This is a genomic window from Phycisphaerae bacterium, assembly GCA_024102815.1.
Classification (GTDB): domain Bacteria; phylum Planctomycetota; class Phycisphaerae; order UBA1845; family UBA1845; genus JAGFJJ01.
This window is the reverse complement of sequence record JAGFJJ010000010.1, coordinates 90,542-107,079: the sequence shown is the minus strand read 5'-3', so window position 1 is coordinate 107,079 and position 16,538 is coordinate 90,542. Positions and strand designations below refer to the sequence as shown.

Here is a 16,538-nt window from a genome sequence, read left to right as displayed (position 1 = left end):
AGAGGACGCTCTCAGGCACGAGTATGACGCGTGTATCAGTTATCAGGAGAGCAAGGCGAGGACCAGATTGGGGACGGAATTGGCGATCTGGAGCACGCTCTGGGTGCTCTGGACGAGAATCTGGGCGCGGGTCAGGGCGGATACTTCCTCGGCCAGGTCGGCGTCCCGGATGACCGATTCCGACGCAGTCACATTTTCCAGTGCGACCTGCTGCGCCCGCACGTTGGGATCGATAATGTTGCGAACGTAGGAGCCGATTCGTCCGCGCGATGAAGCGACCTGGTTGATCGCTTCGTCCACGATGCGCTGGGCCGTGGCATAGTTCTGGGATTCCAGGTCGTTCTCGCCGCCGGCGCGAACGGTGTAGAGCAGGCCGGTTACTGCGTTGCCCAGGGTTGTAGTGTTGATCGCATCCAGGCCGACGAAGAGCTGACCGTTGGGGGCGACCTCCGGCGTGAGCTGAAAGACGCTGCCGCCGCCGGCGATGGAGAAGCTGGCCGAGGACAACGTCTGAGCGAAGGTCTGGGTCAGGTGGATCTTGGCGTCGAGCGCGCCCGAGCGAACCTCGGCAAGCAGTCCGCGAACCGACGCCGAAGCGCCGTTGATCAGGACGCCGGCATCCTGACCTTCAGCGCGGGACGTCGTGTTGGCGTTGCTGGTGGTAACGAAATTGCCATCGATGGCGGAGACTGAAACAAACGCGTCCGATCCCACTTCCGTGCTCGTAAGGATGAGCGCGCTGGCGGCGGTGCCGATGGCAACCGCAGAAACAACGGCCGAAACGCCGGTGCCTGCCGCGACGACGGAGATGGCGTCACGGGCCTCGGCGAGCGTCGTCCCGCTGGCAAAACTCAGGAGCTGGCTGCCGAACCGTCCCTGAATCTGAATCGTCGTGGCCGACAGGGTGGACGTTCCTCCGGCGGTCTGCCCGACAAACGCAAGGCGAGCCGTTTGGGCGGATTGCGTGACCCGGACGGTGACGTCCTGCGTTTGTCCATGTGGAATGCGTGCGGAATACAAGGCGAGTGACGCAATGGCCGCCGGCGGAACGCTGGAAAGTTGATACGCGCGGCTTCCATCGAGCAGGCGCTCACCGGCGAATTCCGTGGTGTGTCCGATTCGATCGATGCTCTCAAGGATGGCATCGATTTCCTGCTGATTGGCGCGGATCTCGGCCTGGGACAGTCCAGCTTCGTTGGCAGAAGAAACAACAAGTTCCTGCAGGTCCAACAGAAGGGCGGAGACTTCCGCGAGCGCGGCCTCGGCGGTGGAGAGCACGTTGCTCGCCCGCGCGGAATTGTCGATGGACTGCGTCGTCGCGGAGATTTCGGAACGGAGCAGCTCGGAGATGATGAGCCCGGCGGGATCATCGCGGCCGCGGTTGATGCGCAGGCCGGTGCTGAGGCGCTCCAGGCGCAAGTTGAGATCGGCCTGGTTCTGCGCCAGTTGATGGATCGCGCGAAGCGCGGGTACGTTGGAGTTGATTCGACTCATCACGTCGTCCTTGACGTGACGGGCCGGCGATCTATCCGGCCCCGTAAGCGATACAGCCGTGTATCGCTGATTTCGTCGGCGTTCGTCCGCGGGTCCGTCCCTTTCCGTGCAGGGGCATTAGGGGTATTCCCCAGCGGCGCGAACCAATTGGATTTTCGGACGCTTCGGAGATGACCTTGACTTAAGGCGCCCCGGAATCGGAATCCTGCTCCTTGTGGCCGGCGCCGGAAGAAACAAACCGGCCGGGACGGGGTCCCGGCCGGTTCGTGGCTGATTCGCGTGCTATTCTGCCCAGGATTAGCCGAGCAGGGCGAGGACGTTCTGCGGGGCGGCGTTGGCCAGTTGCAGGACGGCCGTCGACGAATTCACGAGGATCTGTGCCCGCGTGAGGTTTGACGTCTCGACGGCGAAGTCGGCGTCGCGGATAGCGCTCTCGGCCGCGGTGACGTTTTCACGGGCCACACGCAGGGAGTTGACCGTGCTGGCGATCGTGTCCTTCTGGAAACCGCCGAGCCGCCCGCGGAGGCTGGCGATCTGATTGATCGCGGAGCGGACGATACGCTGGGCCTGCGAGAAGTTCTTGCTGCTGAGGTCGTTGGCCTGTCCGGTGCCGAGCGAGGACAGGAAGCCGACGGTGGACTCGCCGCTGCCCAGTCTGGCCGTGGAAACTTCCCCGATGCCCACGGATTCCTGTCCGCTGAGGCCCACGGTCGGCGAAATGGAGAACGTGGCACCGCCGCCGGTGATTTCGAAAGCTGTCGAGGTCTCGGTGCTTGTTCCGCCGCCGAATGCCTCGCTGAGCGTCAGGTCGAGCGAAAGATCGCCGGCACGGACCGCCGCGTTCAGGCCGTCCACGATGGCGCTGTTTCCGTTGATGGTAAACGTCCCGTCCGTGCCATAGGTCTTGGCGTCGCTGACGCCGATGGCGTCGCCCAGGGCCGCGCCGGAGTTCTCCAGGACCGTGACGGCGACGCTTGCGTCCGAACCGAATTCCGTGCTGGAGAAGCTGATCGTCGGCGTGCCGGCGCCGTCGGCGCCCAGAAAAGCCGATGCACGGACACCGGTGAGGTTCGTTCGGTCGTTGATGGCCGTGACAATGTCGGCAGCCGCCGTGCCGGACGCGAAGCTGAGCAGTTCCGAGCCGTAATTACCACGGATCTGGATGGTGGTCGTGTCGCCGAGCGTGCCGTTTCGTACGCCGGAGCCGTTGCCGCCCCCGAGGACGGCGCTGATCGAAGCGCGAGTCGAGGCGGTAACGCGACTGATGCTGACCTGGCGGAACGCACCTGCGGCGATCTTGGCGGAGTTAATCTGCACGCGGTCGAGGTGATCGAGCGTTGCGCCCGTCGGCTCGTTGATGTTCACGCCGGAGGTTGTGAAGTCGAACGTGCCGTTAAGCAGCTTGCGATCACCGAAGGCCGTGGCCTCGGCCAACCGGTTGATGGACTGAAGAATGGAGTCGATCTGATTCTGATTGGCGGTGATCTCTTGTTCGGTCAGGCCGGCGTCGTTGGCGCTCTGGTCGACCAGGGCTTCGAGATCGAGCAAGAGGGAGCTGATTTCCTGGAGCCCGCCCTCCGCCACGGCGACGATCGTGTCGGCGCGATTGGCGTTCTCCACGGCCTGGTCGATGGCCCGGATGGTGGAGCGCAAGGTCTCGGAGGCGATCAGACCGGCGGGATCGTCCTTGCCCGAGTTGATGCGCAGGCCGGTGCTCAACCGGCCCAGGGCCTGGTTGAGCGACTGGTTGTTGATGGACAGTGCGCGACGGGCGATCAGCGATTCGACGTTGGTGTTGATCCGACTCATCCTGGTTCGTGCCTCCCAAGGCGCCGCGACGTTTCCGCGGAGAGCAAACCGCCATCCGTTACGAAGTCAGCGTCGCAGACTGTTGCCGCCGATCCTTACTCGGCGACGGGCTGTTCGTGTGACCCTCTCGACCACGCAGACCGGTCGTTGCCGCGAATCCTCGTCCTGCTTCGACCAAGTCCCATACTCCTTTGCCCGGCGTCCGCATACACATGCGACGGCGAATGACGCCTCGAACGGCTTACCGCCCCCGGTGAAATCAAGGGGGGATAACAAAGCAAGCATCGACCTGCCGATAAACGGCCTTTAGTACATTCGGACCCCACAAGCGGACCCTGAAGGACGCGGTCGAATCCGCCATCCTTCAGATCCTGTTACAGGACGTCCCCGACGAGCCTGAACGCTCGCCATGAGCCTTTTTTTGGGACGTTCGCGATTGGAAGGTGAGTCCCCCGAAAATCTTGCGGCCCGGGTCGATTGGAATTCTCGGAACAAGGAAGCCGACTCCGGTAGGACAGGACTTTGATCCCCAGGGACTGGGTCCGCTCTGCCCCTGTGCCGTCCGGGCTGCTTTGGGGTTGGAAAACAACGAGGCCGTCCGCGCCAGATAGCGCCGACGGCCTCGATTCGATTCCTCGCAGTGGCCAGTCGGTCAGGCCATCGCCGCTGATGAAATCTTCTCGTGAATCGTCTTCGCGATGATGGCGTATACGTTGCTGGGGATGACGTCGATTCGCAGCACGCCCGCAAGTTCCTCGATGTCCGCTTCGATGGAGGGGAGCAACTCCACAAGAACATCCATATCGATGTGGGCGAACCGGGCCGACTCCATGCACGTACGCACGACCGAGTCCGTGTCGGGAATCTCGCAAAGCAGTTTCGCGATCGAATCGGATGCGTTGAGAATGCGCGCGATGGTTGCCGTGTCGCCCTCGCCGGGATTGGCCGACTGGTGCAGGTTCACCGCGACCGCGATCATGTCCGGCAGGGCCCAGTACTTCAGGATCATCGCTGACACCTGGGAGTGGGCGACCTCGATGAGCTCAATTTCCTGGTCGGCCGTGAACGTCTTACCCCGCGGGCAGAATTCCCGGCTGATCGGTTCGTACGCCTCGGGGAAGGATTCCGCGAGAATCGGCAGGCCGATATCCGCCAGCAATGCGCTGATGAACACTTCCTCGCGGAACTTGGGAAGGATGCGGTCGGCAATGCGGCTGGCCACGACCGACGATGCCAGCGAGCGGCGCCAGAAATAGCTCATGTCCAGGCGGGTGAGATGCTTCTGGGCCATGCGATCGACGAGGAATCGGCCGAGGATAAGCGAACGCGTGCGCTTCGGTCCGAGCAACGTCAGCGCCTGGCGCAGCGAGACGATCTTCTGACGAACACCGAACAACGCGGAGTTCACCAGGCGAAGGATCTCGCTCACCGTTCCTGCGTCGGCGGACAGCACCCGGACGAGATCATCATATTTGAAGTTCGGATCCTGCATGAGTTCCAGGAACCGCGTAACGACCTGCGGAACAGAGGGGACGGCGGCCGACCTTTTGAGACCTTCGAGCACCTTGGCATTCATCAGAACCTTACTCCTGGCCCGCGCTTCTGAAACGGCGCGTGGCAGACCTACTTGGGGCGCAGGACCGAAAATATCGAGCAGCAGTCTCCGCAACGGCAACGGCGGATGAGCGGACGCAACCCGGGCGGAGGGCGCGGAGCGGCGTCGGCCACTGCTGCGACAGCGGTACATCGGCGAGTCGGGGGAAACGAATAAGGACGCGACCGGTCACCGACCCGGCGAGCCGGGGCCGAATCGCGATGGACCACGGTCCGTGCCATCACCTCTGCAATCTTGAACCACGGACGGGACGCCGAGGACCGAGGGTTGTCCCGCGCTTCGGGCGGATTCAAGTTGACGGTTCGCGCTGGTTCCCATAAAACCTGATTGTCGCTGGGTGTGCCTGCGTTTGTGCGGGCTGAGAGCATAGCCCTCGAACCTGATCAGGGGCGCGCGGTGCGGTCGCCGCGGCGTGAGCCTGCGTAGGGAAGCGACATCCGCTCTGGGGCACATCCCTGCTCCCTGCTGATGCCGGCTTTCCCGTTCCGCTCAACCCCGTCGGATGTGAATACCGTGAAGGAGTCGATCATGCCATCGCCGCGCAAAGGCGTTGTGACAAAATCCGCCAAGGCATCGAAGGATTCCGTTCTGGGGACCACCGGTTCAAACGGCACGAAGCCGTCAAAAACCGCACCGAAAAAGAGCGCGAAAAGGAACGGGACGCAAGCCAAACGCGGAGACGGAAACGGCCAGAGCAAACATTCGACGTCCAAGAGAGGTAAGCACGAGGGTGCCGCTGCGGCGTTGACGACTCCCTCCGCATATGTTGCTTCTCGCAAGTCTTACGTTGCAGGGAAGCTCCATTCCGATGTTCGCGTCCCCGTTCGTGAGATCGCTCTGACGCAGACGAATGCATCCGGGTCGAACGGCGCGTCCCGAGCCCAGAATCCCCCCGTCTACGTATATGACACCTCCGGCCCGTACACCGACCCCGATGTTTCCATCGACGTGCGGAAGGGGCTGGCTCCGCTCCGCCGTGATTGGATCCTGGAGCGAGGCGACGTCGAGCCCTACCAAGGACGTGCAATTCAGCCGAAGGACAACGGGCAGAGGCAAGACGCGGGGCATGCTCGCGTGGATCAGCCGTTCCCGACCGGCGTGCAGCGCCGCCCCTTGCGGGCACGATCAGGCGGCAACGTCACCCAGATGCACTACGCTCGAGAGGGCATCATCACGCCCGAGATGGAGTTCATCGCCATCCGCGAAAACCAGCGCGTGGAAGGGTACGAGGAACTGGCCAGGCAACAGCACCTCGGACAGCGCTTCGGGGCATTTATCCCCCGGGTGATCACGCCAGAGTTCGTACGCGATGAAGTGGCCCGCGGCCGGGCGATCATTCCCGCCAACATCAATCATCCCGAAATCGAGCCGATGATCATCGGCCGCAATTTCCTGGTGAAGATTAACGCCAACATCGGCAACTCTGCGGTGACTTCCACCGTCGAGGAAGAGGTCGAGAAGATGATCTGGGCCACGCACTGGGGCACGGACACGGTGATGGATCTTTCCACGGGAAAAAACATTCACGCCACGCGAGAGTGGATCCTGCGCAACTCGCCCGTTCCCATCGGTACGGTGCCGATCTACCAGGCGCTGGAGAAAGTGGACGGCAAGGCAGAGGAACTCAAGTGGGAGATCTTCCGCGATACGCTCATCGAACAGGCCGAGCAGGGCGTGGACTATTTCACGATTCATGCCGGCGTGCTGCTGCGCTACATTCCGCTGACCGCGCGCCGCGTGACGGGCATCGTCTCGCGCGGCGGCTCGATTCTCGCCAAGTGGTGCCTGGCCCACCACAAGGAGAACTTCCTCTACACGCACTTCGAAGACATCTGCGAGATCATGAAGACCTATGACATCTCGTTCTCCCTGGGCGATGGCCTTCGTCCGGGGTCAATCGCCGACGCCAACGACGCGGCACAGTTCGCCGAGCTGGAGACGCTGGGCGAATTGACCCAGATTGCCTGGAAGCACGATGTGCAGGTGATGATCGAAGGTCCCGGCCACATCCCCATGCACATGATCAAGGAGAACATGGACAAGGAGCTGTCCATCTGTCACGAAGCGCCGTTCTACACGCTCGGCCCGCTCACCACGGACATCGCTCCCGGATACGACCACATCACCAGCGCCATCGGCGCGGCCATGATCGGCTGGTACGGGTGCGCCATGCTCTGCTACGTGACTCCCAAGGAGCACCTGGGACTGCCGGATCGGGAGGACGTTCGCCAGGGCGTGATCGCCTACAAGATCGCCGCCCACGCCGCTGATCTGGCGAAGGGGCACCCGGGGGCGCAGCTCCGCGATGACGCACTCAGCAAGGCCCGGTTCGAGTTCCGCTGGGAAGACCAGTTCAATCTTTCGCTTGATCCCGAACGGGCCCGGTCGTTCCACGACGAGACACTCCCCCAGGAGGGCGCCAAAACGGCCCACTTCTGCTCCATGTGCGGCCCGAATTTCTGCTCGATGAAGATCACCCAGGATGTACGCGATTACGCCGCCAGCCACGGCGTGAGCGAAAACGAGGCAATCCAGCTTGGCATGGCCGAGAAGTCCGAGGAGTTCCGCAAGAGCGGGGGGCAAGTGTATCGGACCTAGCGGTGTGCGCCCCGATCCGGCTGGCTTGTTTCAGGGCCGGCTGATCGGGTATCCTTCTCGGCACGGGAGAGGAGACAACGCTGTTCGTCGCAGGGGGTGTGCAAGCGCGACAGGCGGTTTCGTTCGCTTGCTTACACCTGCCGAAGGCATCGCATTTCTCCAATAGGGTAGGTCTTACCTCTGCCACGGGTCGGGGCGAAGTTCGCGGCACCCTGAACTCGATCGCGCATCCGCAACGACCGCGCAATGGCGTCGGAAGCAACGTCAGACGGAACGGGGGCAGTCTGAACACATGGAACTACCACGTCGTACACGCGGCGATGAGCTGCTGCGCCCAGGCGCACTGGTCGAACTCCGCCGCCGGTTGCGGAGCATCGCACCCCGGCACGATCTCGCGACCGTCATCGCCTGTGCCTTCGATCATCGCACGCGCATGTTGCCGTTCATTTACGCGGACCTGCGCATGGCTCCCGCGGGCGTTCGTGCCATCGGCTCCGCCATGGCCGACGTGGGGTTCGCCAAGACCCGGATCGTCCTCCAGCAGTGGAACCGCCAGTTCCGTCCCTCGATGATGCAGCTCGACGGCCGGACGCCGGACATCTTCATGGTGTCGAGCATGGCCCTTCACACCGCGGCGTGCAAGACGCTGATCCGGGATGTCTGCCGGATCGATCCCGCACATCGGCCGCTGGTTATCGTGGGCGGGCCGAAAGTCATTTACGAACCCTGGGACGTGTTTGGCACGGATCCCAACGATCGCTGGGGAGCCGACGTCGCCGTCACCGGCGAGGAGTACGTCTTCCTGAGCCTGCTCGAAGCGCTGCTGCACGAGCGGTCGAACGGGGAGCCGATCCGCGCCACGTTCCTTCGCGCCCGCGACCGAGGATTGCTCGACAGCATTCCGGGACTCGTGTTTGCTCGATCAAGCCTGGACGGGGTCGCGGAAGATCTCGTGGACACGGGCATCCAGCGGCTGGTGAGCGATCTCGATGAACTGCCTCACCCTGTGCTGGGGTACCAACTGCTTGAGCCGCCGAGTCGAGCGATGACGCTGTCCGCGCGGGCGCTTCCTGCTACGGAGGTAAGACGGTACAGCCCAATCGGCTCGCTGGTCCTGACGTTCGGCTGCAAGTTCGCGTGTCCCTACTGCCCAATTCCCGCATACAACCAGCGGCAGTATCGCGTCAAGAGCGGCGAACGCATCGCCGACGAAATGACGCGGATCAACCGCGAGTTCGGTTTGAAGACGTACTTTGGAGCCGATGACAATTTCTTCAATCACGAGGAGCGAACGCTCGAAATCGTCGAGACCCTCGCGCGGGTGCGGGGCAGCAACAGCGATCCGCGCAAGCAGTTTCGATGGGCCACGGAAGCGACGGTTCACGATACGCTGAAACTCCAGGAGCATCTCCCGCTGATCAAGCGGGCCGGACTCCGTTCACTCTGGATGGGCGTGGAAGACATGACCGCGACGCTGGTCAAGAAGGGGCAGAGCGTCGACAAGACCAGCGAAGCCTTCCGTTTGCTGCGAAAGAACGGCATTCACCCCATGCCCATGATGATGCACCACGACGAGCAGCCGCTGGTCAGCATCGGGCCCAAGCCTTACGGCCTGCTCAACCAGGTGCGGTTGCTCCGTAAGGCCGGTGCCGTGAGCATGCAGGTGCTCATGCTGGTTCCCGCCACCGGTTCGAAGCTCTATTCAGAGACCTACACATCGGGCATGGCCTACGAAAGCGTGGGCGGCAAACAGATCGAAGAACACATGCTCGGCGGAAACCACGTCGTGGCGTCCAACCACGCCAAACCCTGGCGCAAGCAGATCAACATCCTGCTCGCCTATGCCTACTTCTATAACCCCGTACGGTTCGCTTGGTCGCTCGTTCGGCCCAATACGGAGCTTCGCGCTGCGGATCCCTTCTGGCAGGTGCTGGGCATGATGGGTCTGGCGGAAACCGTCAAGAGGACGATCGGCTGGGCCCTGCGGCTTCGGCTCGGGAGGATTCGGCGCAAGTCTGCCCCGCCGATGAGTCGTGTCCCGCTGTTGAGCATCGACGGTACACCGGCGAGCCACGCGCTTCCCGGTATGGTTCAGCTTGGCATGGAATCGAAGGTGCAGATCAACGTGCCCTCAGCGGGCCCACGGACGACGGCGCTGCCCGTTCTTGCCTCGTCTTCCTGAGCGACGGGCCGATGCGATCGGGCGCCCACTTGCGCAAGTGACATCACATCATATCGCAGGTTTCGTTCGGCGCTTCCGTCGGATGCCGGTCGATCGGTCCGGCATCACACTCCAGGGTCGGCGGTTGCTTATCCAAGGATTTCTGGCCGAACCGTACGTTTCCTGTTCGCAATCTACCGTTCTATAAGAGGTTATATTGCTATCAAGAAATGGCTTGCTTTCCCCCGTCCAGAAACCTAACATATGCCAAACAATAGGCCCGGAAGGATCGGAGGCCCAGCGGTGTCCGGTGTGGACGACATTCTCGCTTTTCAGGGTCGGTTCGGCGGGCGGGTGGTCCGGTTGGGCGATCCCGACCGGTCCGCGGAGCGGCCCGCTTCGCCCAGGCACGACCCGCTTGCCGTAAGAGGAGAGACGGGCGTCGCCGCAACGCTGGGCGACGATCTGGCGAAAGGTGGTCTGCACGAGTGGTTCGGCGTGGCCGCATCGGCGGTTGATGCCCCCGACGCCCCCAATCGCGGTGCTTACCGCGACTGGATACCACCGCTGCTGCCCCTGGTCCATGGCGTGAGGCGGTTCCTCGCCCGCGCCGACGGCGGGCATTGGACGATCTGGATCGGGCGGCGCTGTTTCCCCTACGGCAAAGTCCTGGTCGGTGCGGACGGCGACCGGCGAAGTCTCGAAGGCTCGATCTTCGCCCCGGCCGATCGCCCCGGCGATCGCCTGTGGGCCGTGGACCTGGCGCTTCGCTGCCCAGCCGTGGGCGTTGTCATCGCCGATGGCAGCGGGTTCGACATGGCCGCCACGCGGCGCGTGCAGCTCGTGGCCAGAACGAACGATACGCCCGCGTGGCTTGTTCGCCCGCCCTGGGAGGTGAACCTGACTTCGGCAGCGCAGACGCGCCGGTGGGTGCGCTGGGAGTCGCGAAGCGACGGATCAGCGGAGGACGAGGCGGACGTGCTGAATGCGCGATGGCGCATCGAGTTGTTGCGTTGCAAGGGAGGGCAGCCGGAACGGCGCCCGCGCGTGCGGGTGGTGGAGTGGGACCGTGGCCAAGGTGCTCTCCGTGTACTTGCCCCGCTGGCCGGTGCAACTGGCGATGCGGGAACAGTCCCCGGCGCGCGGCAGCGCGTGCAGGCATGATCCGCGCCGCCCGCCCGCGCAGCCGGTCGCCGTGCTGCTCGTGTCCCGCGAGCGGGGAAAGGAGTGGATCGCCTGCGCCTGCGAGCGCGCCGAAGCGAAAGGGGTGCGCCTGGGCATGGGTCTGGCCCATGCCCAGGCGTTGCTTCGGGGAACAGACGTATGGGTACGGCCGTTCACGCCCGAGGAGGACGCGAAGCGGCTGCGACGCCTGGCGCTGTGGGCGCAGCGTTTCTCTCCGACGGTCGCGGCCGACGCGCCGGACGGACTGCTGCTGGATGTGGCCGGTTGTGAACACCTCTTTGGGGGGGACGGGACGATGGTCGCGCAGGTTGATCGCTCGCTGAGGAAGGGGCGACTGTCCGCCCGGCTGGCGCTGGCTCCCACGGTGGGCTGCGCCTGGGCGATGGCCCGCTTCAACGAGGATCACATTACCATCGTCGAGGCCGCGCATGTTCGCGATGCCCTCGCGCCGCTGTCGGTGGCGGGGCTGCGCATCGATCCGGTCTTCGTCACGGCGCTGCACGAAGTGGGCATCGAGCGGATCGGTTCGCTGCTCGAACTTCCCCGCGAGGAACTGGCCTGCCGCTTCGGCGCCGATCTGCTGCGCCGGCTCGACCAGGCCACGGGGCTCACGGCCGAGGCGATCGTTCCTGAACGGGCGTCGACACCTCCTGAAGTATCACGCATGTTCGACGGAGCGGTGACCAGCCTGGAGGCGATCACGCTTACCGTTCGCGAGCTTCTTTTCGCGCTGGTCCTGCAACTGGAGGAGCGGGGCTGCGGCGCGCGGACGCTCGAAGTCGTCTTCCAGCGATTGTCGGCGGAGCCGTGGCACATCACGCTGATGCTCACCTATCCCTGCCGCAGCGTGCGGCATCTGTGGACGCTGCTCGGCCCCAGGCTCGAGCGGGTGAACATGGGCTACGGAGTGGAGTCCGTTGTCCTGCGGGCGTTGCGCATGGGAAAGCTCTCGGCCACGCAGATGCATTTCGCCCACGGCGAGGACGAGGACCGCCTCGCCCGGGACGAAGCGGCGCTGGGAGAATTCGTGGATCGGCTCATCGATCGGTTCGGTTCACGGGGCGTGCTGAGAATTTCGCCCGTGGCGACGCATGTTCCTGAAGAGGCGTTCCCGCTGGGGAAGTGGTCGGCGAAGCCGAAGCGGCAATCGCGCGGAGATGATGACGATCGCGCGGCCGCAGCGGCGGTGTTCGATCGACCTTCGCAGTTGCTCACGGTTCCCGAGCCGGTGCAGGTGATCTCCCTGGTGCCTGACGGTCCGCCCTCGTGGCTGCACTGGCGCGGGCGGGAGTTCGCCGTGCGGTGCGCCGGCGGGCCGGAGCGGATCGCCCTGCCGTGGTGGCGGTCGAAGCGCGACGGTCCGCCTTCGCCGGACGGCGGGCGGGATTACTACGCGGTTCAGGACGACTGCGGACGGTTCCTGTGGGTGTATCGGGACCGTGTCACCAAGGGATGGTTCGTGCATGGGCTGTGGGCGTAAGCGGGATGTTCCATCGTGCCCGATCTTCCTGACGCCAAAGCGCACGCGCATCCGCATGTTCAGCCTTCGACGACGCAGCGACGGGCGGGAACGAAACGGCGATCGCGAGATCCGTCCTACGCGGAACTGGCGGTCACGAGCAATTTCACGTTCCTGCGGGGCGCGAGTCATCCCGACGAGTACGTGCACCAAGCCGCGAAGCTCGGCTATGGCGCCGTGGCCGTCGCCGATCACAACACGCTGGCGGGGATCGTACGCGCCCACGTTGCCGCGAAAGAATCGCAGATTCCGTTCATCGTCGGCTGTCGTCTGATCTTTACGGAGCCGGAAGGGCTTTCACTTCTCGTCTATCCCACGGACCGGGCGTCGTATGGGCGCCTCTGCACGCTGCTGACCGTCGGCAAGCGCCGCGCGGCCAAGGCGGAGTGTCAACTGACGCTTGATGATCTGCTGGATCATCAGGAAGGCCTGCTCGGCGTGCTGTTGCCGTCCTCGGCTGACTGCGACGAAATGCCGCGTGAGTGGCATCGATTGCGAGAGGCATTCGATGACGATCGGCTCTCTCTCGGCGCGGCGCAGTTGTATGACGGGCGGGACCGGGCGCACGAGAAACACTGCGAAACGGTGGCGAAGCAACTGCGGGTCCCGCTGGTCGCCGTTCAGGACGTTTACTACCACGTCGCCGAGCGCCGCCCGCTTCAGGACGTGCTGACCTGCGTGCGTCACGGCTGCACCATCGACGAGGCGGGGTTTCGACTGTTCCCCAATGGGGAGCGCTATCTCAAACCTCTCGACGAAATCCGGCGACTCTGGCGCGATCGTCCGGGCGCGCTGTCGCGAAGTGCGGCGATCGCGGAGCGTGCCGGTTCGTTCAGCCTGGACCAACTTCGCTACGAGTATGCCGAGGAAACCTGCCCGCCGGGAATGACGCCGATGCAGCATCTCGAGGCGCTGACCTGGATGGGCGCGAAGGAGCGTTATCCCGGTGGTGTTCCGGATAAAGTCCGCGGGCAGATCGAGCACGAATTTGTCCTGATCGAGGAACTCAACTACGCGCCGTACTTTCTGACCGTGCACGATCTGGTGGTTTTCGCGCGTTCGCGGGGAATTCTCTGCCAGGGACGGGGCGCGGCGGCCAACTCCGCCGTGTGCTATTGCCTGGGCGTCACCTCCGTCGATCCGGATCGCATCGACCTGCTCTTCGAGCGTTTCGTCAGCCGGGAGCGCAACGAGCCGCCGGACATCGACATCGACTTCGAGCACGAACGCCGCGAGGAGGTCATTCAATACATCTACGAGAAGTACGGGCGGGACCGCGCCGGGCTCACGGCCGAGGTGATTACGTATCGCCGGCGAAGCGCCATCCGCGACGTGGGCAAGGCCCTGGGGCTCTCGCTGGACGCCGTGGACCGCATCGCCAAACGCGTGGATCGCTGGGAGAGGAATCCTTTCGCCGATTCGCAGTCGGGCGATGTGCCCGCGCAGCTTGCCGCCATCGGCTTCGATCCCGCCAACGAAACGATCAAGCTGTTCATTCAACTTGTCCGCGAGGTGCTGGGTTTCCCGCGTCACCTTTCGCAGCACGTGGGGGGGTTCGTCATCACCCGTGGAAAACTCTCCGAACTCGTGCCCATCGAGAACGCGGCCATGCCCGATCGCACGGTCATCGAGTGGGACAAGGACGACATCGACGCGCTGGGCATACTCAAGGTGGACGTGCTCGGGCTGGGCATGCTGACGGCGATACGGAAGGGGCTGGAGCTTCTTAATAGGCACGAAGGCACGAAGCCACGAAGGCACGAAGCAGATAGCGGGCAACAGGCGACAGGCAACGTGCAACAGGAAGAAGGTGCCGAGGCATGGAGACACGAACAGAAGAAGGAAAGAAGACGCGAAGCAAAAGGCGCCAAGATAACAAGGCAAGTGGAAAGAGAGGCTTGCGATGAAAATCAAGACATTTCGGGATCTGATTGCCTGGCAGAAATCAATGCTGTTGGCAAAGATGGTTTACGAGACCACTCGGACAATGCCCGATGTCGAAAGGTTTGGGCTGACGATTCAGATGAGGCGCAGTGCGGTCTCCATTCCGAGCAACATCGCGGAAGGCTATGCCCGGCAAAGCCGAACGGACTATCTCCGATTTCTTCGAGTCGCACGCGGTTCTCTTGCGGAGCTCGAAACCCAGTTGATTTTGTGCGAACAAATGGAGTTCCTTCGGTCGTTGGAAGCGATCAACGCCCTGCTCCAGGAAACGGACCGCGTGCTTCAGGGTCTCATACGGAGTCTCGAGAAATAGCCGATGAGCATGAAAGTACTTTCTGCCAGAATCCTGACCCTCCGTGCCTTCGTGCCTCCGTGCCTCCGTGCCTTCTTCCTTCCGGCCCTTCGTGCCTTCGTGCCTCCGTGCCTTCGTGCCTTTCCTTAGCCACCATTCCCCCCGAAGACCCGGCCGTGTACGACATGCTCTGCCGGGCCGACAGCCTCGGCGTGTTTCAGGTCGAGTCGCGGGCGCAGATGACCATGCTTCCGCGACTCAAGCCACGTTGCTTTTATGACCTCGTGATCGAGGTGGCCATTGTCCGACCGGGGCCGATCGTGGGTGAGATGGTCCATCCTTACCTGCGGCGTCGCAACGGCGAGGAGCCGGTGAATTACCCCGACGAGACCATTCGCCGCGTGCTGGGCAAGACGCTGGGGGTGCCACTGTTTCAGGAGCAGGTGATGGCCCTGGCGATTCAGGCCGCGGGGTTTACCGCCGGGGAGGCGGAAAAGCTCCGCCGGGCGATCACGGCGTGGACCAGCAAGTCGGACATCGCGGAGTTCCCCGGGCGGTTCGTCAGTGGGATGGTCCGCAACGGCTACAGTCGCGATTTTGCCGTGTGGTGCTTCGAGCGGTTCAAGGGCTTCAGCCAGTACGGCTTTCCCGAGTCGCACGCCGCGAGCTTCGCGTTGCTCGTCTACGCTTCGGCGTGGATCAAGTGCTACTACCCGGAGGTGTTCGCGGCCGCGCTGCTGAACAGCCAGCCGCTGGGTTTCTATGCGCCCGCGCAGATCGTCCGCGACGCCCAGGAGCACGGCGTCGTCGTGCGCGGCGTGGATGCTAATTACAGTGAATGGGATTGTACGTTGGAGGAAGAAGGCACGGAGGCACGGAGGCACGAAGGCACGGAGCAGACAAGAGGTAACGGGCAACAGGCAACAGGCAACAGGAAGAAAGAAGCCACGAAGCCACGAAGCCACGAAGCCACGGAGCCACGAAGGGGGAAGAGAGGCAACGGGCAACGGGCAACGGGCAACAGGAAAAAAGAAGCCACGAAGCCACGGAGCCACGGAGCGACGAAGGGGTGGAGAGGAGAAGCCAAGAAGGCACGGAGGCACGAAGCGACGGAGGGAAGGAAAGAAGAAAGCACGGAGGGGGGAGACGGGCCGGCGTTGCGCCTGGGGCTGCGGATGGTGGACGGACTGCGGCGGCGCGATGCCGACGCGATCGTGGAGGCGGTGAGGCGGTTCGGGCCGTTCGCTTCCGTCTTCGACCTGTGGCGGGCCAGTGAGGTATCGGCGTCCACGCTCCACGTTCTTGCCACGGCCGACGCGTTCCGGTCGATGGGACTTGATCGCCAGCACGCGTTGTGGGAAGTTCGCGCGCTCAAGGGTCGAGCGCTGCCGTTGTTCGATGGTATTCCGGAATCGCGTGACGGCGGGGTGCGCCTGCCCGCCGTCCCACCGGCCGACGATGTCACTCGGGATTACTGCTCCGTAGGGCTTTCGCTGAAGGCCCATCCGGTTTCATTTTTGCGCGAGCGGTTGAGCGGGCTGCGCGTGATCACCGCTGCCGAGGCCAAGGACGAGCGGGCATCGCCGTTCGGTCGTCGGGCGGCGGTGGGGGGTGTTGTGCTCTTTCGCCAGCGGCCGGGTACTGCCAAAGGGGTGATGTTCATGACCATCGAGGACGAAACCGCCCGCCTGGACCTGATCGTCCGGCCGGAGGTCTATGAGCGATTTCGAGACGCGGCCGTCTACGCCAGGCTGGTGATCGCTCGCGGGCGCATCGAGCGTCGGGGGTCGGTGGTTCACCTGCTGGTGGCGGGGTTCGAGAATATCGAGGATTGGGTTGCGGACCTGCCCCGGCGCTCACGCGACTTCCGGTAAATCTCCTGCCGGCGTCCGTACACAGATAATTCAGCGAATAAATTATA

At 63.6% G+C, this 16,538-nt stretch carries 9 protein-coding genes, 2 pseudogenes and 1 riboswitch; of the genes and pseudogenes, 8 read left to right on the top strand and 3 right to left on the bottom strand.

Features of this window, described 5'->3' with window-relative positions; genetic code table 11:
- Nucleotides 1-42 precede the first annotated feature (42 nt).
- From J5J06_03145 to J5J06_03135, 3 genes are all read right to left on the bottom strand, one after another.
- Nucleotides 43-1,494 (bottom strand): flagellin, encoded by a 1,452-nt coding sequence (locus J5J06_03145; GenBank protein ID MCO6436061.1) that lies wholly within the window; start codon nt 1,492-1,494, stop codon nt 43-45.
- A gap of 297 nt (nt 1,495-1,791) precedes the next feature.
- A complete protein-coding gene (locus J5J06_03140) occupies nt 1,792-3,303 on the bottom strand; it encodes a flagellin (protein ID MCO6436060.1) in 1,512 nt (503 codons plus the stop codon).
- A 652-nt stretch (nt 3,304-3,955) separates the two neighbouring features.
- Nucleotides 3,956-4,879: an HDOD domain-containing protein gene (locus J5J06_03135; GenBank protein ID MCO6436059.1), complete on the bottom strand. Its 924-nt coding sequence runs from the start codon at nt 4,877-4,879 to the stop codon at nt 3,956-3,958.
- A 364-nt stretch (nt 4,880-5,243) separates the two neighbouring features.
- Nucleotides 5,244-5,364, top strand: a riboswitch (TPP riboswitch).
- Between the two features lie 82 nt (nt 5,365-5,446).
- On the opposite strand from J5J06_03135, the gene thiC reads away from it, so the two are divergent.
- The 8 genes and pseudogenes from thiC (at nt 5,447) to J5J06_03095 (ending at nt 16,491) form a co-directional block, all read left to right on the top strand.
- Nucleotides 5,447-7,516, top strand: a complete 2,070-nt coding sequence (thiC, locus tag J5J06_03130; protein MCO6436058.1) for a phosphomethylpyrimidine synthase ThiC — start codon at nt 5,447-5,449, stop codon at nt 7,514-7,516.
- 292 nt (nt 7,517-7,808) lie between these two features.
- Nucleotides 7,809-9,698 (top strand): radical SAM protein, encoded by a 1,890-nt coding sequence (locus J5J06_03125; GenBank protein ID MCO6436057.1) that lies wholly within the window; start codon nt 7,809-7,811, stop codon nt 9,696-9,698.
- 282 nt (nt 9,699-9,980) lie between these two features.
- Nucleotides 9,981-10,841 (top strand): hypothetical protein, encoded by an 861-nt coding sequence (locus tag J5J06_03120; GenBank protein MCO6436056.1) that lies wholly within the window; start codon nt 9,981-9,983, stop codon nt 10,839-10,841.
- The gene (locus J5J06_03115; protein MCO6436055.1) at nt 10,747-12,342 is read left to right on the top strand and encodes a DNA polymerase Y family protein; all 1,596 of its coding nucleotides are present in this window, start codon (nt 10,747-10,749) and stop codon (nt 12,340-12,342) included. Before J5J06_03120 ends, J5J06_03115 begins: the two co-directional genes overlap by 95 nt.
- 12 nt (nt 12,343-12,354) lie before the next feature.
- A pseudogene (locus J5J06_03110) lies at nt 12,355-12,819 on the top strand (PHP domain-containing protein).
- 33 nt (nt 12,820-12,852) lie between these two features.
- Nucleotides 12,853-14,067: pseudogene (locus J5J06_03105) on the top strand (error-prone DNA polymerase).
- Between the two features lie 217 nt (nt 14,068-14,284).
- Nucleotides 14,285-14,638 carry a four helix bundle protein gene (locus J5J06_03100; GenBank protein MCO6436054.1) on the top strand — a complete coding sequence of 118 codons (354 nt, stop codon included), beginning with the start codon at nt 14,285-14,287 and terminating at the stop codon, nt 14,636-14,638.
- A 164-nt stretch (nt 14,639-14,802) separates the two neighbouring features.
- Nucleotides 14,803-16,491 (top strand): hypothetical protein, encoded by a 1,689-nt coding sequence (locus tag J5J06_03095; protein ID MCO6436053.1) that lies wholly within the window; start codon nt 14,803-14,805, stop codon nt 16,489-16,491.
- The last annotated feature ends 47 nt before the right edge of the window (nt 16,492-16,538 follow it).